The sequence below is a fragment of the Erwinia mallotivora genome (genome assembly GCF_000590885.1).
In the GTDB taxonomy this organism is placed as follows: Bacteria; Pseudomonadota; Gammaproteobacteria; order Enterobacterales; family Enterobacteriaceae; genus Erwinia; species Erwinia mallotivora.
The window spans coordinates 38,118-61,437 of the sequence record NZ_JFHN01000052.1 but is presented as its reverse complement, the minus strand read 5'-3'; the positions used below and the strand labels follow the sequence as shown (position 1 = coordinate 61,437).

Sequence of the window (23,320 nt, the reverse complement as noted above, 5' to 3'; positions counted from 1 at the left end):
CAGCCGTTACTACGGCTGGCAGCGGCAGCAGGAAGTCAGAAGCGTGCAGGAAAAGCTGGAAAAAGCGCTGTCTGCTGTTGCCAATCATCCGGTAACCGTTTTTTGCGCGGGTCGCACCGATGCTGGCGTGCATGGCACCGGGCAGGTAGTGCATTTTGACACCACCTCACAGCGTAAGGATGCCGCCTGGACGCTGGGGGTAAATGCGAATCTGCCGGATGATATCGCGGTGCGTTGGGTCAAAGCCGTGCCGGGAGATTTTCATGCCCGCTTCAGCGCCACCGCCCGGCGCTACCGCTATATCATCTATAACCAGCGCCTGCGCCCGGCAATCCTGCACGGCGGGGTGACGCATTTTTATCATCCGCTGGATGTGGAGAAGATGCAGCGGGCAGGGCAGGCGCTGCTGGGGGAAAACGACTTTACGTCATTTCGTGCCGTACAGTGTCAGTCACGTACGCCCTGGCGCAACGTGATGCATCTCAATGTCAGCCGTTACGGCGCTTACGTGGTGGTGGATATTAAAGCCAATGCCTTTGTGCACCACATGGTGCGAAATATTGTTGGCAGTCTGATGGAAACAGGCTGTGGAAATCAGCAGGAAAGCTGGATAGCAGAGTTACTGGCGGCGAAAGATCGCACGCTGGCTGCGGCAACCGCCAGAGCGGAAGGCTTGTATCTGGTCGCGGTTGATTATCCTGAACATTATGATTTACCACGTCCGCCGATGGGGCCTCTGTTCCTCGCGGATTAACCTGGCCTGGAGTATCAAGGAAATTTCTATGGAACTGATTCACACCGTTATTGATTTTATTCTGCATATTGATGTCCATTTGCAGGCGATGGTCGCGCAGTACGGCGTCTGGATTTATGCCATTTTGTTCCTGATCCTGTTTTGTGAAACAGGGCTGATTGTTACCCCTTTTCTGCCCGGCGATTCACTGCTGTTTGTGGCCGGCGCGCTGGCGGCAATCCCTGACAGTGCACTGAATGTTCATCTGATGGCGGTATTACTTTGCGTCGCCGCCATCATTGGTGATGCGGTCAACTATACGATTGGCCGCCTGTTTGGGGAAAAACTGTTCAGCAACCCAAACTCGAAAATATTCCGTCGCAGTTACCTGGATAAAACCCATCAATTCTATGAACGTCACGGTGGTAAAACCATTATCCTCGCCCGTTTTGTCCCTATTGTCCGTACCTTTGCGCCTTTTGTTGCCGGTATGGGGAAAATGTCCTATCGCCATTTCGCCCTGTACAATGTGACCGGCGGTATTCTGTGGGTGGTGCTGTTTTCCTATGCCGGCTATTTCTTCGGTAACCTGCCTGCGGTGCAGAAAAATATTCATTACCTGATCGTGGCAATTATTCTGGTGTCGATCCTGCCAGGCGTGATTGAAATTGTGCGCCACCGTCGTGCAGCACGGCGTCAGGGATAATCTGCTCGTATGCTGGCTGCTCAATTCTGTTTGAGCAGCCTTATCTTTTTTAGTTTATCAATAACTCACAGATACCGTTTCAGTTGCAGGATTAACTTTCTTCACCATTTTTTATTAAATTGATTTTACTGTTTAAAAAATCGTTATTTGATATTTTTTAAAGCATAAAAAGTTTATGGTGTGGTTTGTTAATCATAAAGGTGGTGAATTATGAATTCTATATCAGCATACGATACATATATCCCTGGGGATATCAGAAACATTAATTCTTTAAATAATACTGAAAAAGCTGAGAAAACAGAAAAAAGTGGCTTCTGTTCCCGGTTGTTATCCTGTCTTGTTTCGGTGAAAAATACGGTATTGAGGTTTATGCCCTGCCTGCGTTCTAAAGACGTATGGGCCGAAAAGAACAAGGAAGATAACAAAAAGGCTTATGATTTTATAAGGGAAAATTTACTGGATAAAGTAAAGAACAATGATGTGAAAGGGATTTTTCGTGTCCAGATAAATTCTAAAATAGTGTATGAAATCAAGAGCAAGCCATTAGGTTACAACACTGTCAAACATTTAATCTCAGGGAAAAATAAAAATGAAGGGCATATCTTGTCGCAAATTCTCCTGGCTGATGTGCGCAAAGTTGAAAAGCAGATAAACGTAACAGAAATGCTAAGTTTATTGAAGCCGGGTGTAAAGCATGACAGCGAGAGTATACGGGACTTTGTGATGGAACGAATCAGCTTTAAGTCCGATCGGGAAAAAGAAAGTTTTTTAACATCAATGCGTATCATCGCTGATATTTACACCGAAGTGGGAAAAAGGCCATGTAGCGATTGTACACCCTATACATTAGCACAAGCGATCGCGCCTTCAATTTTCGACTGTGCGACCCTTAACTCTGGTAAACCTGTCACGGCAGCAGAAAATATCAGACATTATGCCAATATTTCTCCTGAGGCTGGTCTTGTTGTTTTACAAAGCTGGAATCCAAAAGACTAACGGAGGAGATATTAAGGCTGGGTTATCTGAGTAAAAAACTGTGTGTAATTTCACAGGACAGGAAATCGCTCGTAAGGTTTGTTCAGCGGTTATGAATTTATATCATCTTCCTCTAAAATATTTAATGTCCGGCCTGGCGTCTGAATATATTTCATTGCGTCATTTTAATCGCGCCAGTTCTGGCATGACATAATTTAAATTTATGTTTATATGATCAGAGAGCTGAAATTTCATTTTTCAGCTCTTCGTTCAGGCGATGGTACAGGATTGTCTGTTATTAACATCCGCGTTGTACCGCGCACCAGTCAAGGATTCAGGCTCAGCCTGAAAACAAATTACAGACACTGCACATCGCCAACAGAGTGAGGGTTTGGCAACTTACCACCGTTTGCAATCCCGGTGGTGATCAATGATTGTGTGGCAGACTTTGTTGTTATGTGCTGTAATAGCGGGCAAATCTTACGCAAAAATCAGCGCTATATCGTTGATTTATAACGATTAACCAGATGCAGAGTTACCCATGAGCTGGATTGAACGAATTCTTAACAAAAGCACCATTTCCCCATCACGCAAAGCCAGCATCCCGGAAGGGGTGTGGACCAAGTGCGATAGCTGTGGTCAGGTGCTCTACCGCGCCGAGCTGGAGCGCAATCTGGAAGTCTGCCCGAAATGTGATCACCACATGCGCATGCATGGTCGTGAACGCCTGCACAGCCTGCTGGATGAAGGTTCACTGGTTGAACTGGGTAGTGAGCTGGAGCCAAAAGATTTGCTCAAGTTCCGTGACTCTAAAAAATATAAAGACCGCCTGGCCAGCGCGCAGAAAGAGACTGACGAAAAAGACGCTTTAATCGTCATGAAAGGCACACTTTATGCGATGCCTGTGGTCGCCGCGGCCTTTGAATTCTCCTTTATGGGCGGTTCAATGGGATCGGTGGTCGGTGCGCGTTTTGTTCGTGCCGTGGAACAGGCGCTCGAAGATAACTGTCCGCTTATCTGCTTTTCTGCTTCCGGCGGTGCCCGTATGCAGGAAGCGCTGATGTCGCTGATGCAGATGGCAAAAACCAGCGCCGCACTGGCAAAAATGCAGGAACGCGGCCTGCCTTATATTTCCGTACTGACGGACCCTACCATGGGTGGCGTCTCTGCCAGTTTTGCCATGCTGGGCGATCTGAACATCGCTGAACCAAAAGCGTTGATTGGTTTTGCCGGACCGCGAGTTATTGAGCAAACCGTGCGTGAAAAACTGCCGCCAGGCTTTCAGCGCAGTGAGTTTCTGATTGAAAAGGGCGCGATTGATATGATCGTGCGCCGTCCGGTCATGCGTTTCAAACTGGCCGGGGTTCTGGCAAAAATGATGAATCTGCCTGAGCCTCAGGAAGAGAGCCTGCCAGAGGTGATGACTGACGCAGCGCCTCAGAGCCACGAGGCCTGATCGATGACAAAAAGGAGCGAATCGCTCCTTTCTCCTTTGAACCGCAACCTTGTGAACTGTGCAAATGGATAATCTTCCTCAAGCCACGTCGCCCCTGGTTACGTGGCTTCATTATCTCGAAAATCTGCATACTCAGGCTATTGATCTTGGGCTGACACGTATTCAGCAGGTGGCCAAACAGCTTGAACTCCTGAAGCCTGCGCCGGTGGTGTTTACCGTCGCCGGAACCAATGGCAAAGGCACCACCTGCCGCACCCTTGAAACGCTGCTGATGGCGGCCGGTTACCGGGTGGGCGTTTACAGTTCGCCGCATCTTCTGCGCTACACTGAGCGGGTGCGTATTCAGGGCGACGAACTGGCAGAGTCGGCACACACCGCCTCTTTTGCAGAAATTGAAAGCGGGCGTGGCGAAACCTCACTCACCTATTTTGAGTACAGTACGCTTTCGGCACTGTGGTTGTTCAGACGCGCTGCGTTAGACGTGGTAATCCTTGAAGTGGGGCTGGGTGGCCGACTGGATGCAACCAATATCGTTGATGCTGATGTTGCCGTTATTACCAGCATTGCGTTGGATCATACCGATTACCTCGGCCCCGATCGCGAAAGCATTGGTCGTGAAAAGGCAGGTATATTTCGTGCCGGAAAACCGGCGGTGGTCGGCGAGCCGGATATGCCTGCCACCATTGCTGAGGTGGCCGACACCGTTGGCGCACAGCTGAGCAGAGTCGGGCGCGACTGGTCTTATACGGTCGGTGAGCATGACTGGACCTTCCGTGACGGGCAGGGCGAACTGAACGGGCTTCCGCTGCCTCAGATTCCTTTACCCAATGCGGCAACGGCGCTGGCGGCGCTGCGGGCGTCCTCTCTCCAGGTTGATCCGGCGGTGATTTATTCGTGGCTGGACAAGGCCGTACTGCCGGGGCGTTTCCAGGTCGTTTCTGCATCGCCCCGGGTGATCCTTGATGTGGCGCATAATCCGCACGCGGCGGCCTGGCTTGCCGGACGACTGAGCGAGCTGACGAAAGGCGGCAAAGTTCATGCGGTGGTGGGAATGTTGCACGATAAAGACATTGCCGGAACCCTGGCCTGCCTGAAGCCACACGTGGACAGCTGGTACTGCGCCCCCCTGTCGGGTCCCCGCGGAGCAAGCGCTGATGAGTTGATTGCACATCTGCCTGACGCCCGTGCTTTTGCTGATATTGCAAACGCGTTTATCCATGCGCGTCAGCAGGCGTCAGAGCAGGATGTGGTGCTGGTGTGTGGCTCTTTCCTGACGGTTGCACAGGTCATGGAAACGCTGGAAACGGAGAGTGGTAGTGGCAAGTAAATTTCAGAACCGACTGGTCGGGACTGTGGTTATTGTGGCACTGGGTGTGATTATTCTGCCGGGGATACTCGACGGTAAGAAAAAGCATTACAAAGAAGAATTTGCAGCAATTCCGCTGGTGCCAAGGCCTGGCGATCAGCTTGAGGCTGACGGTGTGCCACCGGTGACCCAGGCGCTACCTGCTCAGCCACCGGAAGGTGCGGGTACGGCAGCAGAGGGACACAGCGGCGGCAACACCTCGCAGGCGGAGAGCGGCTCAACCACGCCGCAGTCGGCTAATCAGCCTGCCGTGGTTACGCCACCGCCGGTGCAGCCGTCAGAGCCGGTACAGCATAAGCCGGTTGAAAAAGCCAAACCGGTGGAAAAATCCCGACCAACAGAAACCACCAAAGCCCCAGCCAAAGCGGTCGAAAAACCGGTTGAAAAACCCAAAACGGCACCCAGGTCCGAACCTGTTGAACCGCAGCAGGCTCCCGCTGCCGTGGAGGAGCGCGCACCAACTGGTCAGGCCTATGTGGTCCAGCTTGGCCCACTGAAGAATGCCGCTAAAGTGAGCGAGATCGTCGCTAAACTGCGACTCTCCGGATACCGGGCCTTCACCGTGCCTTCCACGCCGGTACAGGGGGAAATCACCCGTATTTACGTCGGGCCGGATGCCTCGAAGGCGAAAATGCAGGCTGCGGTGACGGAGCTGAAAAGCCTTTCCGGTCTGGGTGGTGTGGTTAAGCCTTACAGTGCACGCTGACTCTGGTAGTCAGCCGCTATTACTGTAACAGCCTGCGCCTTTTGGCGCGGGTTACGGCCAGTCAGGTACGGGCGGTAACCGACGTGGCGGTAACGGGTTATCTGATGCAAATCAGCCAGTTGCCCGGATGCCTGCCAGGTGGCATGTTGCGGGCGCTGGCAGGACCTTTTTGCTGATTTTTTCAGCGCCGCTTTTTAATTAAACTGGTAAAGGAAAACCCTACGCAAACGTTTTCTTTTTCTGTTAGAATTCGCCCCGAACTGGATGCGGAGCACTGTCGCTGGAAGAGTTCATGATCTGGATAGATTACGTCATTATTGCGGTTATTGGTTTTTCGGCTCTGGTCAGCCTGATCCGTGGGTTTGTCCGGGAAGCATTATCCCTTGTCACCTGGGGTTGCGCATTTTTTGTCGCCAGTCATTACTACTCCTTCCTTGCGGTCTGGTTCACCGGTTTTGAAGACGAGCTGGTTCGCAATGGCATTGCTATCGCGGTGTTATTTATTGCCACGCTGATTGTCGGGGCAATTGTTAACTATGTGATTGGTTCGCTGGTTGAAAAGACCGGCCTGTCGGGGACTGACAGAGTACTTGGCGTCTGTTTCGGGGCCTTGCGTGGCGTACTGATCGTGTCTGCCATTCTGTTTTTCCTCGATACATTCACCGGTTTTGCCAAAAGTCCTGACTGGCAGCAGTCCCAGTTAGTTCCCCAGTTCAGTTACATCATCAGGTGGTTTTTTGACTACCTGAAAAGCACGTCGAGTTTTTTGCCCCGATAAATACGTCGGGGTTGCGGCTTAATGAGGAAATGACCACATGTGCGGTATTGTCGGGATCGCCGGTTTTATGCCGGTCAACCAGTCGATTTATGATGCGTTAACGGTGCTTCAACACCGTGGCCAGGATGCCGCAGGCATTGTGACCATTGATGCCCTGAATTGCTTTCGCCTGCGTAAAGCGAACGGTCTGGTTAGCGATGTTTTTGAAGCCCGCCACATGCAGCGTATGCAGGGCAATATGGGTATCGGCCATGTTCGTTATCCCACAGCGGGCAGCTCCAGTGCCTCTGAGGCGCAGCCTTTTTATGTCAATTCACCCTTCGGCATTACTCTGGCGCATAACGGTAATCTGACCAATGCCCATGAGCTGCGTAAGCAGCTGTTCGAGAGTGGCCGTCGCCACGTTAACACCACCTCAGATTCCGAAATCCTGCTCAACATTTTCGCCGCTGAGCTGGACAGGTTTCAGCATTACCCGCTGGAAGCAGAAAACATTTTTGCCGCCGTGGCGGCGATGCATCAGCAGGTTCGCGGTGCCTATGCCTGCGTATCGATGATTATCGGTCACGGACTGGTCGCCTTTCGCGATCCAAACGGTATTCGTCCGCTGGTGATTGGTAAACGTCCAATGGCCGATGGACGCACAGAATATATGGTCGCTTCTGAAAGCGTGGCGCTGGATACGTTGGGCTTTGAGTTCCTGCGTGACGTGGCCCCCGGCGAAGCGGTATATGTAACGGAAAAAGGCCAGCTGTTTACCCGCCAGTGTGCTGAAAACCCGAAATTCAATCCGTGTCTGTTTGAATATGTTTACTTTGCCCGTCCGGATTCGTTCCTTGATAAAATTTCTGTCTACAGCGCGCGCGTGCGTATGGGCACCAAACTGGGTCAGAAAATCGCTCGTGAATGGGAAGATCTGGATATCGACGTGGTGATCCCGATTCCGGAAACCTCCTGCGATATCGCGCTGGAAATGGCCCGCATTCTCAACAAACCTTACCGCCAGGGATTTGTAAAAAATCGCTATGTGGGCCGGACCTTTATCATGCCGGGTCAGCATCTGCGCCGTAGCGCCGTGCGCCGTAAGCTGAACGCCAATCGGGCTGAATTCCGCGATAAGAACGTTCTGCTGGTGGATGACTCTATTGTGCGGGGCACCACTTCTGAACAGATTATCGAAATGGCCCGTGAAGCCGGTGCGAAAAAAGTGTATCTGGCTTCAGCCGCGCCGGAAATTCGTTTCCCGAACGTTTACGGCATTGATATGCCCAGCGCCACCGAGCTGATTGCTCACGGGCGCGAAGTGGAAGAAATCCGTCAGCTGATTGGTGCTGATGCGCTGATTTTCCAGGACCTCAATGATCTGATTGAGGCAGTACGCGAGGAAAATCCGGATATCGCTCAGTTTGAATGCTCGGTGTTTAATGGCGTTTACGTCACCAAAGACGTGGATCAGCAATATCTGGAATATCTCCAGTCACTGCGCAATGACGATGCCAAAGCTCTGGCGCGTCAGAACGAGGTGGAAAATCTGGAAATGCATAACGAAGGCTGATGCCCTCTGATGTCGCAGCAGGTATGATGGGCCGGAAGTGATTCCGGCCCTTTTACTTTTGCAGGCAGGACAGAAACAGCGAGGGAATACAATGCAACGACTGATTATTGGTATCTCCGGTGCCAGCGGCGTGATTTACGGTATCCGCACACTGCAAATATTGCAGCAGGTGGCTGACATCGAGACGCATCTGGTGATGAGCCATGCGGCACGACAGACGCTGGCGCTGGAGAGCCATTACTCACTACGCGAGGTGCAGGCGCTGGCCGATGTGGTTCATGATGTGCGCGATATCGCCGCCAGTATCTCTTCGGGCTCATTCAAAACCCACGGTATGGCGATCCTTCCCTGCTCGATGAAAACCCTTTCCGGCATAGTGCACAGCTACAGTGACGGTCAGCTGACCCGCGCGGCAGACGTGACCCTGAAAGAGCGGCGCAGGCTGGTACTGTGCGTGCGCGAAACGCCCCTCCATCTGGGACACTTAAGGATGATGACCGCGGCTGCCGAGCTGGGCGCGGTGATCATGCCGCCGGTGCCCGCTTTTTATCATCGTCCTGAAAGCGTGATGGATATTGTTGATCAGACCGTCAACCGTGTTCTCGACCAGTTTGATATCACGCTGGATAACGATCTCTTCACGCGCTGGCAGGGTGCATAAAGGGTACGTCCTTGCATTGTATTGGTGCGCAAATCGTTGCTGAATCGCTTTTCATGCATTGCGTGCACCATAATGCGTCATAGTCGCCACCTCATCACCAGAAACCTGCTATATATTCTCACGCCTGTCGGACGAGGGTCCCGGCAAGACAGGTCGCTGCCCCGATGCGCTGAAATGGGGCAGGCGGGTAAAAAAAGTGGCACGAAAGCTGCAAATGAAATGTGCTGCTACGGCGCTATACACACATCACGATTTGATAATAAAAACCACAATTGAGGGGAATCTATGAAAAAGCAGGTCCTGGCCTTTTCACTGCTGCTGGCTCTGGCAGGAAGCAGCAGCGCCTTTGCTGCGGCGCCAAAAACGCTTCGTATTGGCACCGATCCAACCTACGCGCCGTTTGAATCGAAAAATGCGCAGGGTCAGCTGGTGGGTTTTGATATCGATCTGGCGAACGAAATCTGTAAGCGTATGCAGGCCAAATGCACCTATGTGGAAAGTGATTTTGATGCGCTGATCCCGTCGCTGAAAGCGAAAAAAATTGACGCGATTATCTCTTCGCTGTCGATCACCGAAAAACGTCAGCAGGAGATCGCCTTCTCGGAAAAACTGTATGCGGCTAACTCTCGTCTGATTGCGCCGAAGGGATCAAAAATTCTGCCGGACGTGGCATCGCTGAAGGGGAAAACCATCGGTCTGTTACAGGGCACCGTGCAGGAAACCTATGCCAATCAGTACTGGCGTCCTCAGGGCATTACCATCACGCCTTATGCTAATCAGGATCTGGTTTATCAGGATCTGGCCGCCGGACGTATTGATGCGGCATTCCAGGATGAAGTTGCCGCCAGCGAAGGTTTTCTGAAGCAACCCGCCGGTAAAGGTTATGCCTTTGCGGGGCCTGCGGTAAAAGATGACAAAATCTTCGGCGTGGGCACCGGTATGGGAATGCGCAAAGATGACGCCAAACTGAAAGCGGCGATCGATAAAGCTTTCGATGCCATGCGCAAAGATGGCACCTACGCGAAGCTGGCAAAAAAATATTTCGACTTTGACGTATACGGCGGTTAAAAAAAACCTGTCAGGGGGGGCCTGCCCGTGGACGGCGGCCCCCGTTTTGTACGCTCCGGGCGGATAAAACGCGAAGTTAAGGGGACAGGACATATTTATGCTGTATGGCTATTCTGAAGTCATTTTTAAAGGGGCGCTGGTCACGCTGGAGCTGGCGCTCAGTTCGGTGTTACTGGCGGTGATACTGGGGTTGGTCGGTGCCGCCGGGAAGCTCTCGGGCCGTCGGCCACTGGCGTGGATTTTTGCAGGCTACACCACCCTGATCCGGGGCGTTCCCGACCTGGTGCTGATGCTGCTGATTTTTTACGGGCTACAAATTGCCCTCAACTCTCTTACCGATCTGCTCGGCATCGCCCAGTTTGATATTGACCCGATGGTGGCCGGGATTATCACCCTCGGTTTTATCTACGGCGCTTACTTTACTGAAACTTTTCGTGGTGCGTGGATGGCTGTTCCTAAGGGGCAGATTGAAGCGGCTACCGCTTTTGGTTTTACCTCCTCCCAGACTTTTCGCCGCATCCTGTTTCCGGGGATGATGCGCTATGCGCTCCCGGGAATTGGCAATAACTGGCAGGTGATCCTGAAAGCCACGGCGCTGGTGTCGCTGCTGGGGCTGGAAGATGTGGTAAAAGCCACCCAGCTGGCGGGAAAAAGCACCTGGCAGCCTTTCTGGTTCGCCATCGTGGCGGGCATTATTTATCTGATTTTCACCACGCTTTCCAATGGGGTGCTGTGGTGGCTTAACCGTCGCTATTCAGTGGGGGTAAGAAGGGCTGATTTATGACAGAGATTATACAGGAGTACTGGAAAGCCCTGCTGTGGAGTGACGGCTATCGTTTTAGTGGGGTGGCCATTACGTTGTGGTTGCTGATTATTTCCGTTGCGCTGGGCGGTTGCATGGCGGTGCTGCTGGCGGTGGCGCGGGTTTCTCCCCTCAGGGCGGTACGTTTTCCCGTCTGGCTGTTCACTTACATTTTTCGCGGCACGCCGCTCTATGTGCAACTGCTGGTGTTCTACTCCGGTATGTACACGCTGGAAGTGGTGAAGGGAAACGATCTGCTGAACGCTTTTTTCCGCAGCGGACTTAACTGTACGCTGCTGGCCCTGACGCTGAATACCTGCGCCTACACAACGGAAATATTTGCCGGAGCCATCCGTGCGGTGCCACATGGTGAGATTGAAGCCGCCCGGGCTTATGGCTTCTCCACCTTTAAGCTGTATCGCTGCATTATTCTGCCTTCGGCGCTGCGTACTGCGCTGCCGGCATACAGCAATGAAGTGATCCTGATGCTGCACTCGACGGCGCTGGCCTTCACCGCCACGGTGCCCGACCTGCTGAAGGTGGCGCGCGATATCAACTCTGCGACTTATCAGCCGTTCACCGCCTTCGGTATCGCCGCCGTACTGTATCTGCTTATCTCGACGGTGTTGATTAGTCTGTTCCGCAAAGCGGAAAAACGCTGGCTGAAGCACGTTAAACCCTCATCAACCCATTGAGCAAAATTATGAGTGAAAAAAAATTAAGCGTGACGGAACTGCACAAACGCTATGGCGAGTTTGAGGTACTTAAAGGGGTTTCTCTTCAGGCAAATGCCGGGGATGTTATCAGCATTATCGGCTCATCCGGTTCGGGGAAAAGCACCTTTTTACGCTGCATTAATTTCCTGGAAAAGCCCAGCGAAGGCACTATCGCGGTGAATAATCAGACCATTAATCTGGTGCGTGATACCGATGGGCAGCTTAAGGTGTCGAATAAAGAGCAGCTGCGTGAACTGCGTACCAGCCTGACGATGGTGTTTCAGCACTTCAATCTGTGGAGCCACATGACGGTATTGCAGAACGTGATGGAAGCCCCGATCCAGGTACTGGGACTGAGTAAGGCAGAGGCGCAGGAGCGGGCGATCCGCTATCTGGATAAAGTGGGCATTGATGAACGCGCTCGCGCTAAATATCCGGTTAATCTCTCTGGTGGTCAGCAGCAGCGCGTTTCTATCGCCAGAGCGCTGGCGATGGAGCCGGAAGTGTTGCTGTTTGATGAGCCGACCTCTGCCCTGGATCCTGAACTGGTGGGTGAGGTGCTGAAGATCATGCAGAAACTGGCGGAAGAGGGCAAAACCATGGTGGTGGTGACCCATGAAATGGAGTTTGCCCGCCACGTCTCCAGCCATGTGATTTTCCTGCACCAGGGGAAAATTGAAGAAGAGGGGCCGCCACACGAACTGTTCAGCAATCCCAAAAGCCCACGTCTGCAACAGTTTCTCTCTGGCGCACTGAAGTAGCTTTTCTGCAAACAGCGCTGGCTACTCTGTCGCACCGGGCATGCAGGTTACCTGGTGCAGAGGGGTTAAAGTTCGTCTCCTCCGTCGGAGGAGACGGTGACGCCTCTGCGGGGCTAAACCACATCGGCCAGCGCCTTATCCAGTTGATACCAGCGAAAAACAAAGCCCGACTCTTCCAGGCGTTTCGGCAGCAGATGCTGACCTCCCAGCACCAGCACCGAGGACTCACCCATCATCACTCTGACAGCGCTGGCGGGGACGCGAACCCAGGCCGGACGGTGCATGGCGTGGCCCAGCGCCGCGGCAAACTGTTCGTTACGCACCGCATAAGGTGCCACCATATTAAAAGGGCCGCTGAGATGCGGATTGTCCAGCAGCCAGAGTATGGCACTGAGCATGTCATCAAGATGGATCCACGGCATATACTGCCTGCCATTGCCCAGTGGACCGCCCGCTCCCAGGCGAAACGGTAATTTCATTTTGCCAAGCGCACCGCCTTCTTTTGCCAGTACCACGCCGGTACGCAGCAGGCAAACCCGGGTTTGATCACTTTCTGCCGCCCGCGCCAGCGCTTCCCATTCAGCGCAAAGCAGGTGAGTGAACTCCTGATGACCATCATCTTCTTCAGTCAGCACGCCATCGCCGCTGTTGCCGTAATAACCGCTGGCTGAGCCGGAAATGAACACTGCCGGTGGTGTCTCACTGGCGTTGATCAGCGCTGCAAGCTTCCCGGTAATCTGCCAGCGGCTCTGACAAAGCCGTTGTTTTTGTTGCTCTGTCCAGCGTTTGTCTGCGATCGGCTCTCCCGCAAGGTTGATGACCGCATCGACAGCGTTTAAATCACGCTGTTGATCCAGCCCTGACCACAGATTGACCCCTTCGCCAAGTTTGCGGCGAGCACCCGCCACATCGCGGGTGACCACGCTGACCTGTGCGCCTCTCTGTAACAATCGGGGTATCAGATGTCGGCCAATCAGGCCGGTTCCGCCGGTCAGTAAAATGTGCATCCTTTTGATCCTTAATCGGTGAAGTTAAAACGCAACGCTTTATCGTTCAGCTTAGAATATGTTGGCAGGAAAAGCGGTAAAGCTTAGCACCCGCAGCGATAACTCAGCCGCGCTACGCGGATTCAGGCCGCTATTGTGATTAACATGTTGCACAGAGATTGCCTTCTGTTGAAAAAGTGGGTAAACAAGATGAACCCCGCCTTCTAAGGAAATCAGGATGAATTATCCCGCTATCACGCTCTGGTCAGATGCCTGTTTTTTCAGTCCTTATGTGATGTCTATTTATGTTGCTCTCAGTGAGAAAGGCGTGCCGTTCTCTCTCAGGTATGTTGACCTTACGAGTCAGCAACACCTTGCGCAGCCTTATCGCGACATTTCGCTGACCCGCCGGGTACCCACGCTTCAGGTGGATGATTTTATGTTGTCAGAATCCTCTGCCATTACTGAATATCTTGAGGAGCGTTTTCCGGCACCAGAATTTGAGCGTCTCTACCCGCGTGATGGAGAAAATCGCGCCAGAGCCCGCGAACTCCAGGCCTGGCTGCGCAGTGATCTGCTGCCTCTTCGTCAGGAGCGGCCAACAGAGGTATTGTTTGCCGGTGAACGCTTTGCTCCCCTGAGCGCACAAGGGCAGCAGGCAGCGGAACATCTGTTTGCCGCCGTCAGCCGCCTGCTTAAACCCGGTCAGCAGAACCTGTTTGGTGAATGGTCGATCGCCGATACCGATCTGGCAGTAATGATTAATCGCCTGGCATTACATGGCGATGAGGTACCCGAATTTGTGGCCAACTACGCACATTTTCAGTGGCAACGCGCTTCCGTGCAGCTGTGGCTGGCGGAATCCTCCAGAAGCCTGGCTGAATGACATTGTGGGATTATAATTTTTCACTTTCCCGTGGCACACTGTGCGGGAAAAAAACAGACCAGCGCTGATGCGCCAGAACAGAAAAAGGGTGACGGATGGTGGAGCAAGACAGCGGCGTGGAGTGGGTGGACATCGTTAATGAAGATAACGAGGTTATTGCACAATCCAGCCGGGCACAGATGCGGGCGCAGTGCCTTCGCCATCGTGCGACCTATATTGTGGTGCACGATGGTATGGGGAACATCCTGGTTCAGCGGCGCACGGCGATCAAAGATTTTATGCCGGGGATGCTGGATGCCACTGCGGGTGGCGTGGTGCAGAGCGGTGAAGATTTTGCTGGAGTCAGCCCGTCGTGAAGCGGAAGAGGAGCTGGGCATAGCCGATGTGCCTTTTGCTGAGCACGGCGTTTTCTATTTTGAAGATCAGCACTGTCGGGTCTGGGGCGGACTGTTCAGCTGCGTTTCGCATGGCCCTTTTGCCATGCAGGAAGAAGAGGTGGATGAAATTTTCTGGATGACGCCGGAAGAGATCACCGCACGCTGTGATGAGTTTACCGATGATTCCCTGAAGGCGCTGTCACTGTGGCTCAGCCGTAACAGCGAACAGGGCCACGCCGTTAACCGCCAGGCCTGATCTGATATCAGCCTCAGCCAGAGGACGCGTTGGCCGTTCGCGTCCTTTGTTTCACCCGCCGCTTTCTGGTGAAAGCTGGCACAACAGTGATTTTTATATTCCTGACTGAAGCCGTGTGACGCAGGGATTTTATCCCTGTACGCTCCGGTTTCTGTCCGTGTCCAGACTGGCGACAATAACGCGTGGTGGGACAGGTTCTTATTGCCATCAGGGTAAAAATAAGGGAGTAAAAAAGAGGATGAAATATTGGCTTTATATTGCTGAGGCGGGAGTGATAATTATTACTCTTATCGTAAGACTGGTTAATCTCTTCCGAATGAACGGATATCCACCAGACAGATATCAGGTGCTGTTAAAATAATAAAAGCCGGATTATCCGATGAAATAATGCCGGCCTGATAGCTGAATGATTTTAAGGCGCAGTACGTATTAATCCGCGTGGCAGACTGATTAGTTCAGGCCGTTATCACTGGTGCAGTAAGGATTATTATCCGGGCAGTCAGAGATAAAACCAGAGCCGGTCTCTGGTGGATATGATTTAACACCGCCACCATGTGCCGCATTTGCGCTAAAGGCAGCGAATGCTGACAGGGAGATCAACACGACAAATTTAAAAACAGTTTTCATTTGGTAACCCTCCGTTATTTGTGAGGGAAATTTATCATAGCTGATGCTGTTGTAAAATGAATTTTATGTTTTGGGAGTTATCCTGGAAGCAGGGTGCGGATTAATTGCGTGTTATTTCACGACCTGGAGGCTGCCTGAGAAAAATAATTTAAATAATGGAACTTTTATTATTAATTCACCACGATGTATTAATACGATTTTCGGGCGGGGAATATATTTTTCTGAACAGGGTAAATAATGCCCTCAGTAGCTGCTGCCGGGGAAAATACCGCGTTTTTTATTAATCTGAAGCTGACGTCCGGGGGTAAAGGTTATCAGCCAGCGGCAGCCGGCTGATTGAAGGGCTGATATCAGTGGGCAGGGCTACTCTGGCGCATTTTTTCACCACGACGTCGCAGCAATTCCATGACGATCAGCAGAATTAATGACGCACCAATCATCAGCGAGGCGGCAGCGGCGATAGTGGGATCAAGATTCTCACGTATACCGGCAAACATCTGAATCGGCAGGGTGCGCTGGCGTGGACTGGCGAGGAACAGCGTCACCACCACTTCGTCAAACGAGGTCGCGAAGGCAAACAGCGCACCGGAGAAGACGCCGGGAGCAATCAGCGGCAGCGTGACTTTGCGGAAAGTCAGTAATGGCGGCGCGCCAAGACTGGCCGCTGCCCGTGACAGGTTGGTGTCATAACTTTTCAGTACTGCCACGACGGTAATCACCACAAAAGGCACGCCGAGCAGGGCATGGGCCAGCACCAGGCCCAGATAGCTGTTGAGCAGTGACAATTTAGCAAAAAAGAAAAACATGCCCACGGCGATAATCACTACGGGTGCTACCATCGGAGAAATCAGCACCGCCATCACCAGCCCTTTGCCGCGAAACTCACCGCGAACCAGCCCCATCGAAGCCAGCACCCCCAGGACCGTGGCCAGCAGCGTTGCCAGCGGAGCAATCATCAGGCTGTTGAGCAGGGAATTCAGCCATTCCTGTGAGTGAAAGAAGGTCTGATACCAGCGCAGTAAAAAGCCACTGAGCGGGTAGCTGAGAAATGAACTTGAATTAAATGACAGCGGCACAATCACCAGGATCGGCACAATCAGAAAAATTAATATCGCCGCGCTGTAAAGGTTAAAAAATGCGTTCCACAGGCGTAGCGTCTGACTACCTTTTTGTCTCATCATCCTCTCCTTAATGCGCTGCCGCTTCGGCAGACGTCCGGGTCACGCGCACGTAAACGATATAGAGCAGCATGACGATAATCAGCAGCTGGCTGCCCAGTGCGGCGGCCATACCCCAGTTCATGGTGCCATTGGTAAAGAAGGCAACGAAGTAACTGACCATCTGATCGTCCGGTGCACCCAGCAGGGCTGGCGTTACGTAATAACCAATCGCCATCATAAACACCAGCAGTGCGCCCGCCGCGATACCGGCGTAAGTCTGCGGGACATAAACGCGCCAGAAAGCAACAAAGGGATGTGCACCCAGCGAAACGGCGGCGCGAATGTAGCCCGGAGAGATACCCTTCATCACCGCATACAGCGGCAGTACGATAAAAGGCAGCAGAATGTGGGTCATGGAAATAAAGACGCCAACGCGATTGAATACCAGCGTCAGCGGATGGTCAATGATGCCTGTCCACATCAGCGCCCGGTTAATCAGCCCGCCTGACTGCAACAGCACAATCCAGCTGGCGGTCCGCACAATCAGCGAGGTCCAGAACGGCAGCAGTACCAGGATCATCAGCAGATTCGCACGGTTTGAAGGTTGCTTAGCCATCCAGTAGGCCAGCGGATAGCCGATGCCGACGCACAGCAGCGTTACCACCAGCGCCATCCACAGGGTGCGCAGCAAAACATTCACATACAGCGCCTGGTCGGCAGGAAGTGCGGTGATTTCACCACTTCTGGCGTCAACTTTGCGGTCAAATACCGACAGCAGATAGTAACTGGTCACCGGCCTGGCGGCGCGTTGCAGCGTTTTCCAGGTGGCGATGTCGCCCCACAGCGGCTGTGCCGCTATCATCGCTTCTTTGACCTTCTGACCATTTTCCGGCACCAGCCGGGGAACGGTAATGATCAGACGGCGGAAGCTGGGATCTTCATAGCTCATACGCTTGGCGACCACGGCAATTTGTCCATGTTCGCGTGCTGTTGTCAGCTCTTTACCCAGCAGGGCATACAGTGATTCGTCCGGCAATGTTTCGCCAGACCACTTTTTCAGTGCGGCGGTGGTTTGCGGCAACGTGTCGCTGAATTCAGGGTTTTCGACACTCTTGCTGAGAATCGACAGGATGGGAAAGAGGAAACAGATCAACACAAAAGCAAAAAGGGGCGCTATCAGTAGCAGCGAACGGCGGGTTTTCGCACGGTCCACCTGACGTAACCGCTGGATCAGATCCGGCTCTTTTTTCATGCTGGGGGCGCTGGCGGACTCCATAACCGGGTTTTGACTCATTGCAGGCTCCTTTATTGGTCGGCGGTCGGACCGGTAGCAAGGCCCGACCTGCCTGATTTACTTAGCCGCCCAGGCGTTAAAGCGCTGTTCGAGTTCTTCACCATGTTCCAGCCAGAAGTCACTGCTCACCTGAACCGATTTCGCCAGGTTTTCCGGCGCGGTAGGCAGCGTGCTCAGGCGTTTGGGATCGAGCAACTTACCTGCGTTAACGTTGGTTGGGCCATAGGGAATATTTTCTGCAAATACTTTCTGATTTTCAGGCTGATTGGCAAAAGCGATAAACTGTTCCGCCAGCGCTTTATGTTTCGAGCCTTTAACGATCGCCCAGTTGTCGAGGTCATACAGCGCATTGTCCCAGACGATTTTGAAGTTATGCCCTTCGTTCTGCGCGGCACCGATACGGCCATTGTAGGCTGAACTCATTACCACATCGCCGGAAACCAGCCATTGCAACGGCTGCGCGCCAGATTCCCACCACTGAATGTTTGGCTTAATCTGATCCAGCTTTTTGAATGCCCTGTCGACACCCGCCGGGGTAGCCAGCACTTTATAGACATCTTCGCGTTTAACACCGTCGGCCATCAGCGCGATTTCCAGCGTGTATTTGGCGCTTTTACGCAGCGCGCGTTTACCAGGAAAATCTTTGGTGTTCCAGAAGTCAGCCCAGCTGGTGGGACCTTTCTTCAGTTTACTGGCGTCGTAAGTCAGCACCGTGGACCAGACAAAGATACCGGCACCACATTCGGTGACGGCGGCAGGAATGAAGTCTGCCTTTTTGCCCAACTTATTCCAGTCCAGGGTTTCAAACAGCCCCTCTTCGCAGCCACGCTGCAACTCCGGGGTTTCCAGTTCCACCACATCCCAGCCAATCTGACCGGTTTCAACCATGGCGCGAATACGGGCCATCTCGCCGTTGTACTCACCGGCCTCAATGGTGCCTTTGCCTGCGGCAGCAAAGGGTTTATAAAAGGCTTTGTCCTGTGCATCTTTATTGGTGCCGCCAAAGGAGACAACGGTCAGTGTTTCTGCCTGTGCATGCAGTGCGAACGTTGCCAGAACCAGTGCTGCTAACTTTTTAACCATCCCGATACTCCCGTCATTATTGTTATCAGCGGATAACCCGCCGGACAGACTTGTGCACCTTTGGTGCCTGATTTTCAGTGCGTTAAAATGGAGGAGAGCAGGGCAAGCGCCGCTCTGAACTGTGCATCCGGAATGGTCAGCGGATAAAGGAAACGAATAACGTTGCCATGCACCCCGCAGGTCAGCAGGATCAGCCCCTGTTCCAGCGCTTTCTGCTGGATTTCACGGGCGGTCGCCGCAGAGGGCTGGCCGCTGGCCGGATCGATGAATTCGGCTGCCACCATCGATCCCAACGCGCGAACTTCCGCCAGCGCCGGGTTGCCGCAGCCATTGAGGGTTTCCACCAGTTCCGCTCCCAGGCGAAGCGCTCGCTGGCACAGTTGCTCCTCTTCTATCACCTCCAGCACCGCCAGCGACGAGGCAACGGCCAGCGGGTTACCGGCATAAGTTCCGCCCAGCCCGCCGGGTAGCGGCGCATCCATGATTTCCGCCCGTCCGGCCACGGCTGAGATCGGCAGGCCGCCGCCGAGGCTTTTAGCCATGGTGATCAGATCGGGCTTCGCGGAATAGTACTCACTGGCGAACACCTTGCCGGTACGGGCAAAACCGGTCTGGATTTCATCAGCAATCAGTAAAATGCCATGCCTGTCACAAAGCTCGCGCAGTTTGCTGACGAATTCGGCTGGCGCAATATTGAATCCCCCTTCACCCTGCACCGGTTCGAAAATAATTGCCGCAATATCCTGTGGGCTGACATCACAGCGGAAAATCGACTCAAGACTTTCCATGGCATCTTCCGTACTGTAGCCATGCAGGGCATTAGGATAGCGGGCGTGGAATACCGGGCCAGGAAACGGGCCGAATCCCGTTTTGTACGGCACTACTTTGCCGGTCAGCGCCATTGTCATCATGGTGCGACCATGAAACGCGCCGGTGAAGGCGATAACGCCGGCACGTCCGGTAGCGGCGCGGGCGATCTTGACCGCATTCTCCACCGCTTCTGCGCCGGTAGAGAAAAAGGTCGATTTGACCGGGCCATCGATGGGCACAAGCTGGTTCAGGCGTTCAGCCAGCAGCAGATAATTTTCGTAAGGGATCACCTGAAAGGCGGTATGGGTGAAGCAGTCCAGTTGGCGTTTGACCGCATCAACCACTTTTGGATGGCGATGACCGGTATTAAGAACGGCAATCCCGGCGGTAAAGTCGGTATACTCTCGTCCCTGATGATCCCACAGCGTGGCGTTTTCGGCGCGAACGGCGTAGAAATCACTCATCACGCCAACGCCACGCGGCGTGGCAGCTAAACGACGCTGTTGAACTTCACTGTTGCTCATGGCTGTACCTCATCGGATGTCGGTGCGTGGCCTGTAGCACACGCATTGGGCTATCTGGTTTGTACCGTTTTGTGGGATGGAGGATCCAGAGCCAGTTTTTTTTATTTGGAGGTACCAATTTTTGCGAACGTTACTTGGCGATCTTCTGGCACATCGCCTGAGCCAGGCTCCGGCGGGTGCGTTGAACAAGCGCCTGTACGATGTTTTGCAGGCGGCAATCCAGGAAGGGGCAATAGCCACCGGCAGTAGACTGCCTGCTTCACGCGATCTGGCTAAAGAGCTGGGCGTTTCGCGTAATACGGTGCTGGCTGCTTATGAGCAGCTTCAGTCAGAAGGCTACCTGCAAACCCGCACCGGCAGCGGAACCTTCGTCAGTGAGCAGCTGCCGGAAGTGGCTCCGGAAAACAGTGAGCCAGAGTTGGTATCGGCCAGGCCATTCCGCTATGCCAGCCTGTCCCGACGGGGGATCCGGGTTCTGACCCGCAGTGGGGCGGGGGCCTACCAGTGGGGCGCATTTATGCCCGGCGTACCGGACGTCAGCCATATGCCGCATGATATCTGGCGCAAAATTCAGCTGAGGCTCAGCCGCCGGATGCCCGTCGAGGCGCTGAGTTATTCCAGTCACGGTGGCTGCCTGCAATTGCAGCAGGCGCTGGCCGACTATCTGCGGGTGATCCGCTCACTGAACTGTACCCACGACCAGATTCTGATTACCGCCGGGACGCACCAGTCACTGGATCTGCTGGCAAAAATGCTGTGCGATCCGGGCGATGGCGCGTGGATTGAAGAGCCGGGTTACTGGGGGTTTCGTAACGTTCTGGCGGTTAACGGCGTGGAGCTGTTGCCCACGCCGGTGGATGAGCAGGGGATGGTGCTGCCGGACATCGCCGCGCGGGATAACCAGACGCCGCTGCCAAAACTGATTTGTGTCACGCCGTCACATCAGTATCCGTTGGGTTCGGTGATGAGCCTGCAACGTCGACAGCAGTTGCTGGCACTGGCGAAATCCTCCGGCAGTTGGGTGGTGGAGGACGATTACGACGGCGAATTTCGCTTTGGCGATACGCCAATTCCGGCCTTGCAGGGGTTGTCAGCGGATGCGCCGGTTATTTATCTCGGCACCTTCAGTAAATCGCTCTATCCGGGGCTGCGTCTGAGTTACATGGTGGTGCCAAAACCGCTGGCGGCCCGAATGAAAATGGCGCACTCCGAACTCTATCGTGGGGGCAATGGTCTGGTGCAACTGACGCTGGCGGAATTTATTCGCGAGGGACATTACGCGGCGCACGTGCGTCGGATGCGCCAGCTTTACAGCCGACGCCGGGATGCGCTGGTGGAGGTGATTACTACCCGGCTGGGTCCGGCTTTTCTGGCCTCGCAGAGCAATGCCGGGCTGCATCTGATTCTCTCCCTGCCGGACAGCATTGACGACGTGGCGCTGGCCGCAGAGCTGGAGCAGACAGGGATATTGACCCGCCCACTGTCGGCCTACTATCTGTCAGGAACCCAGCGACGTGGCCTGCTGTTAGGTTATGCCTGCGTGGAGGAACAGCAGATGGCGGCCACCTTCGAGCCGGTACTGCACTGTTTACAACGACGCCTGCAACCCGCCTGAGCTGATGCCTCATAATGGGGCGCAATGCACTGAGAAGGTGCGTTGCGCTTGCCTGATCCTGCCGGGTCGCTGAGAACAATTTAATTTTAAATAATTTAAAATGATAATAATCAAATTGTTATAGATGGTTATTCCGGTGTATGTCTCCTGGCATTGTCAAATTCTGCTTGTCGAAAGGAAAAATGTTGTGGTAGAGCTAAAAAGAGCCACCCGGCGGCCAGAAGATGATTTCTGAGCCCGTCAGTCATTTATTCTGTCTGCACGAGAAAATGCCATGAGAAAGCTGGTCAGTTTCAAGAACATCAAAAAGAGCTACGACGGCGAAAAGCTGGTGGTGCGTAATCTCAATCTGGACGTGGAAGAGGGTGAGTTCCTGACGCTGTTAGGCCCCTCCGGCTCGGGCAAAACCACCAGTCTGATGATGCTGGCAGGGTTTGAAACACCGACCGCTGGCGAAATATTTTTGCGCGATCAACCACTGCACACATTACCGCCACACCAGCGTGATATCGGCATGGTCTTTCAGAACTATGCACTGTTTCCACATATGACGGTGGCAGAAAATCTGGCATTCCCGTTAACCATTCGTCGCCTGAGTAAAGCCGACGTGAAGGAGCGGGTCAGTCGGGTGCTGGATATGATCAAACTGACCTCGCTGGCTGACCGCTATCCGGCGCAGATGTCCGGAGGCCAGCAACAACGTGTTGCTCTGGCGAGGGCGCTGGTTTTCGAACCGAAACTGGTGCTGATGGATGAACCACTCGGCGCGCTGGATAAGCAGCTCCGTGAGCATATGCAGATGGAAATCAAGCAGTTGCATGAGATGCTGGGGCTGACCATTGTTTACGTTACCCACGACCAGAGTGAAGCCATGACCATGTCCAATCGCGTGGCGGTATTTAACGATGGCATGATCCAGCAGATGGACAGTCCGGAGCGGCTGTATGAACAGCCCTCTAATGCGTTTGTCGCGCAGTTTATTGGTGAAAACAATGGCCTGCTGGCAACACAGCTGGCAAGTCAGGGGGATTACTACAACGTGCAGCTGGATGACGGTACGCGACTGGATGCGCTGAAAGTTCGACCCAGTTCGCCGGGTAAGAAAATCCAGCTGAGTATTCGTCCGGAACGGGTGAACGTCAATGCACCGGAAACAGGCGACCAGCAGGTTCAGGCGCGTATCCAGCAGTTTATCTATCTCGGTGATCATGTGCGGATGCTGACCGAAGTGGCCGGGCAGGGGAATTTTATGGTTAAACTCAGTCCGGTGAAGATGGACAGCCGCTGGAAACCCGGTAGCGAGGTCACCCTGTCATGGCAGCCGCAGCATCTGCGAGCGCTGGACGTGATGATTCAGTAATGTTTACCTGCCAGTTAAATCAGGCTGCACCAGCGGCCTGATGTCATAAATCCGCATTC

21 protein-coding genes and 1 pseudogene are annotated in these 23,320 nt (G+C 53.5%); 17 read left to right on the top strand and 5 right to left on the bottom strand.

Going from position 1 to position 23,320, the window contains the following annotated elements; translation table 11 throughout:
• The 13 genes from truA to hisP all read left to right on the top strand — a co-directional run.
• Nucleotides 1–754: tRNA pseudouridine(38-40) synthase TruA (gene truA, locus BG55_RS12505; protein WP_034938164.1), on the top strand; the 754-nt coding region annotated here is incomplete at its 5' end.
• Between the two features lie 28 nt (nucleotides 755–782).
• The gene (locus BG55_RS12500; RefSeq protein WP_034938162.1) at nucleotides 783–1,439 is read left to right on the top strand and encodes a DedA family protein; all 657 of its coding nucleotides are present in this window, start codon (nucleotides 783–785) and stop codon (nucleotides 1,437–1,439) included.
• A 210-nt stretch (nucleotides 1,440–1,649) separates the two neighbouring features.
• Complete coding sequence (locus tag BG55_RS12495) at nucleotides 1,650–2,435, top strand: hypothetical protein (protein ID WP_034938160.1); 786 nt, start codon at nucleotides 1,650–1,652, stop codon at nucleotides 2,433–2,435.
• A gap of 520 nt (nucleotides 2,436–2,955) precedes the next feature.
• Nucleotides 2,956–3,870: an acetyl-CoA carboxylase, carboxyltransferase subunit beta gene (gene accD / locus BG55_RS12490; protein WP_034938158.1), complete on the top strand. Its 915-nt coding sequence runs from the start codon at nucleotides 2,956–2,958 to the stop codon at nucleotides 3,868–3,870.
• Nucleotides 3,871–3,934: 64 nt separating this feature from the next.
• Nucleotides 3,935–5,197 carry a bifunctional tetrahydrofolate synthase/dihydrofolate synthase gene (gene folC / locus BG55_RS12485; protein ID WP_034938156.1) on the top strand — a complete coding sequence of 421 codons (1,263 nt, stop codon included), beginning with the start codon at nucleotides 3,935–3,937 and terminating at the stop codon, nucleotides 5,195–5,197.
• Entirely contained in the window at nucleotides 5,187–5,942 is a 756-nt protein-coding gene (gene dedD, locus BG55_RS12480) for a cell division protein DedD (protein ID WP_034938155.1), read from the top strand. The genes folC and dedD overlap by 11 nt, the downstream gene beginning before the upstream one ends.
• 292 nt (nucleotides 5,943–6,234) lie before the next feature.
• Complete coding sequence (gene cvpA / locus BG55_RS12475; RefSeq protein WP_034938153.1) at nucleotides 6,235–6,720, top strand: colicin V production protein; 486 nt, start codon at nucleotides 6,235–6,237, stop codon at nucleotides 6,718–6,720.
• Nucleotides 6,721–6,757: 37 nt separating this feature from the next.
• Nucleotides 6,758–8,275 carry an amidophosphoribosyltransferase gene (gene purF, locus BG55_RS12470; RefSeq protein ID WP_034938152.1) on the top strand — a complete coding sequence of 506 codons (1,518 nt, stop codon included), beginning with the start codon at nucleotides 6,758–6,760 and terminating at the stop codon, nucleotides 8,273–8,275.
• Between the two features lie 91 nt (nucleotides 8,276–8,366).
• Nucleotides 8,367–8,936 carry a UbiX family flavin prenyltransferase gene (locus BG55_RS12465; protein WP_034938150.1) on the top strand — a complete coding sequence of 190 codons (570 nt, stop codon included), beginning with the start codon at nucleotides 8,367–8,369 and terminating at the stop codon, nucleotides 8,934–8,936.
• A 285-nt stretch (nucleotides 8,937–9,221) separates the two neighbouring features.
• Nucleotides 9,222–10,004 carry a lysine/arginine/ornithine ABC transporter substrate-binding protein ArgT gene (gene argT / locus BG55_RS12460; protein ID WP_034938149.1) on the top strand — a complete coding sequence of 261 codons (783 nt, stop codon included), beginning with the start codon at nucleotides 9,222–9,224 and terminating at the stop codon, nucleotides 10,002–10,004.
• 97 nt (nucleotides 10,005–10,101) lie between these two features.
• Nucleotides 10,102–10,788: a histidine ABC transporter permease HisQ gene (locus tag BG55_RS12455; RefSeq protein WP_034938147.1), complete on the top strand. Its 687-nt coding sequence runs from the start codon at nucleotides 10,102–10,104 to the stop codon at nucleotides 10,786–10,788.
• A complete protein-coding gene (locus tag BG55_RS12450) occupies nucleotides 10,785–11,501 on the top strand; it encodes an ABC transporter permease (protein WP_034938144.1) in 717 nt (238 codons plus the stop codon). Before BG55_RS12455 ends, BG55_RS12450 begins: the two co-directional genes overlap by 4 nt.
• 8 nt (nucleotides 11,502–11,509) lie before the next feature.
• A complete protein-coding gene (gene hisP, locus BG55_RS12445; RefSeq protein ID WP_034938142.1) occupies nucleotides 11,510–12,283 on the top strand; it encodes a histidine ABC transporter ATP-binding protein HisP in 774 nt (257 codons plus the stop codon).
• Between the two features lie 113 nt (nucleotides 12,284–12,396).
• Here the strand turns inward: hisP and BG55_RS12440 are convergent, their stop codons facing one another.
• Complete coding sequence (locus BG55_RS12440) at nucleotides 12,397–13,290, bottom strand: TIGR01777 family oxidoreductase (protein ID WP_034938141.1); 894 nt, start codon at nucleotides 13,288–13,290, stop codon at nucleotides 12,397–12,399.
• A 217-nt stretch (nucleotides 13,291–13,507) separates the two neighbouring features.
• On the opposite strand from BG55_RS12440, the gene yfcF reads away from it, so the two are divergent.
• Both yfcF and yfcD read left to right on the top strand, forming a co-directional pair.
• Nucleotides 13,508–14,155: a glutathione transferase gene (yfcF, locus tag BG55_RS12435; protein ID WP_034938139.1), complete on the top strand. Its 648-nt coding sequence runs from the start codon at nucleotides 13,508–13,510 to the stop codon at nucleotides 14,153–14,155.
• A 95-nt stretch (nucleotides 14,156–14,250) separates the two neighbouring features.
• Nucleotides 14,251–14,788: pseudogene (gene yfcD, locus BG55_RS12430) on the top strand (NUDIX hydrolase YfcD).
• 977 nt (nucleotides 14,789–15,765) lie between these two features.
• Here the strand turns inward: yfcD and BG55_RS12425 are convergent.
• The 4 genes from BG55_RS12425 to BG55_RS12410 form a co-directional block, all read right to left on the bottom strand.
• Nucleotides 15,766–16,593, bottom strand: a complete 828-nt coding sequence (locus BG55_RS12425) for an ABC transporter permease (protein WP_034938137.1) — start codon at nucleotides 16,591–16,593, stop codon at nucleotides 15,766–15,768.
• Between the two features lie 10 nt (nucleotides 16,594–16,603).
• Nucleotides 16,604–17,869 (bottom strand): ABC transporter permease, encoded by a 1,266-nt coding sequence (locus BG55_RS12420; protein ID WP_034938136.1) that lies wholly within the window; start codon nucleotides 17,867–17,869, stop codon nucleotides 16,604–16,606.
• Between the two features lie 57 nt (nucleotides 17,870–17,926).
• Nucleotides 17,927–18,952, bottom strand: a complete 1,026-nt coding sequence (locus BG55_RS12415; protein WP_034938134.1) for an ABC transporter substrate-binding protein — start codon at nucleotides 18,950–18,952, stop codon at nucleotides 17,927–17,929.
• A 74-nt stretch (nucleotides 18,953–19,026) separates the two neighbouring features.
• Nucleotides 19,027–20,286, bottom strand: a complete 1,260-nt coding sequence (locus BG55_RS12410) for a 4-aminobutyrate--2-oxoglutarate transaminase (RefSeq protein ID WP_034938132.1) — start codon at nucleotides 20,284–20,286, stop codon at nucleotides 19,027–19,029.
• A gap of 121 nt (nucleotides 20,287–20,407) precedes the next feature.
• Here BG55_RS12410 and pdxR point away from each other — a divergent pair, with 121 nt between their 5' ends.
• Together pdxR and BG55_RS12400 are read left to right on the top strand one after the other, a co-directional pair.
• Entirely contained in the window at nucleotides 20,408–21,901 is a 1,494-nt protein-coding gene (pdxR, locus tag BG55_RS12405; RefSeq protein ID WP_034938130.1) for a MocR-like pyridoxine biosynthesis transcription factor PdxR, read from the top strand.
• A gap of 274 nt (nucleotides 21,902–22,175) precedes the next feature.
• The gene (locus tag BG55_RS12400; RefSeq protein ID WP_034938128.1) at nucleotides 22,176–23,261 is read left to right on the top strand and encodes an ABC transporter ATP-binding protein; all 1,086 of its coding nucleotides are present in this window, start codon (nucleotides 22,176–22,178) and stop codon (nucleotides 23,259–23,261) included.
• The last annotated feature ends 59 nt before the right edge of the window (nucleotides 23,262–23,320 follow it).

Excerpts from the sequence above, each read along its gene's own strand:
- BG55_RS12500 (WP_034938162.1), top strand. The coding sequence starts at position 783 with ATGGAACTGATTCACACCGTTATTGATTTTATTCTGCATATTGATGTC.
- BG55_RS12495 (WP_034938160.1), top strand. The coding sequence starts at position 1,650 with ATGAATTCTATATCAGCATACGATACATATATCCCTGGGGATATCAGA.
- accD (WP_034938158.1), top strand. The coding sequence starts at position 2,956 with ATGAGCTGGATTGAACGAATTCTTAACAAAAGCACCATTTCCCCATCA.
- folC (WP_034938156.1), top strand. The coding sequence starts at position 3,935 with ATGGATAATCTTCCTCAAGCCACGTCGCCCCTGGTTACGTGGCTTCAT.
- cvpA (WP_034938153.1), top strand. The coding sequence starts at position 6,235 with ATGATCTGGATAGATTACGTCATTATTGCGGTTATTGGTTTTTCGGCT.
- purF (WP_034938152.1), top strand. The coding sequence starts at position 6,758 with ATGTGCGGTATTGTCGGGATCGCCGGTTTTATGCCGGTCAACCAGTCG.
- BG55_RS12465 (WP_034938150.1), top strand. The coding sequence starts at position 8,367 with ATGCAACGACTGATTATTGGTATCTCCGGTGCCAGCGGCGTGATTTAC.
- argT (WP_034938149.1), top strand. The coding sequence starts at position 9,222 with ATGAAAAAGCAGGTCCTGGCCTTTTCACTGCTGCTGGCTCTGGCAGGA.
- BG55_RS12455 (WP_034938147.1), top strand. The coding sequence starts at position 10,102 with ATGCTGTATGGCTATTCTGAAGTCATTTTTAAAGGGGCGCTGGTCACG.
- BG55_RS12450 (WP_034938144.1), top strand. The coding sequence starts at position 10,785 with ATGACAGAGATTATACAGGAGTACTGGAAAGCCCTGCTGTGGAGTGAC.
- hisP (WP_034938142.1), top strand. The coding sequence starts at position 11,510 with ATGAGTGAAAAAAAATTAAGCGTGACGGAACTGCACAAACGCTATGGC.
- BG55_RS12440 (WP_034938141.1), bottom strand. The coding sequence starts at position 13,290 with ATGCACATTTTACTGACCGGCGGAACCGGCCTGATTGGCCGACATCTG.
- yfcF (WP_034938139.1), top strand. The coding sequence starts at position 13,508 with ATGAATTATCCCGCTATCACGCTCTGGTCAGATGCCTGTTTTTTCAGT.
- BG55_RS12425 (WP_034938137.1), bottom strand. The coding sequence starts at position 16,593 with ATGAGACAAAAAGGTAGTCAGACGCTACGCCTGTGGAACGCATTTTTT.
- BG55_RS12420 (WP_034938136.1), bottom strand. The coding sequence starts at position 17,869 with ATGAGTCAAAACCCGGTTATGGAGTCCGCCAGCGCCCCCAGCATGAAA.
- BG55_RS12415 (WP_034938134.1), bottom strand. The coding sequence starts at position 18,952 with ATGGTTAAAAAGTTAGCAGCACTGGTTCTGGCAACGTTCGCACTGCAT.
- BG55_RS12410 (WP_034938132.1), bottom strand. The coding sequence starts at position 20,286 with ATGAGCAACAGTGAAGTTCAACAGCGTCGTTTAGCTGCCACGCCGCGT.
- BG55_RS12400 (WP_034938128.1), top strand. The coding sequence starts at position 22,176 with ATGAGAAAGCTGGTCAGTTTCAAGAACATCAAAAAGAGCTACGACGGC.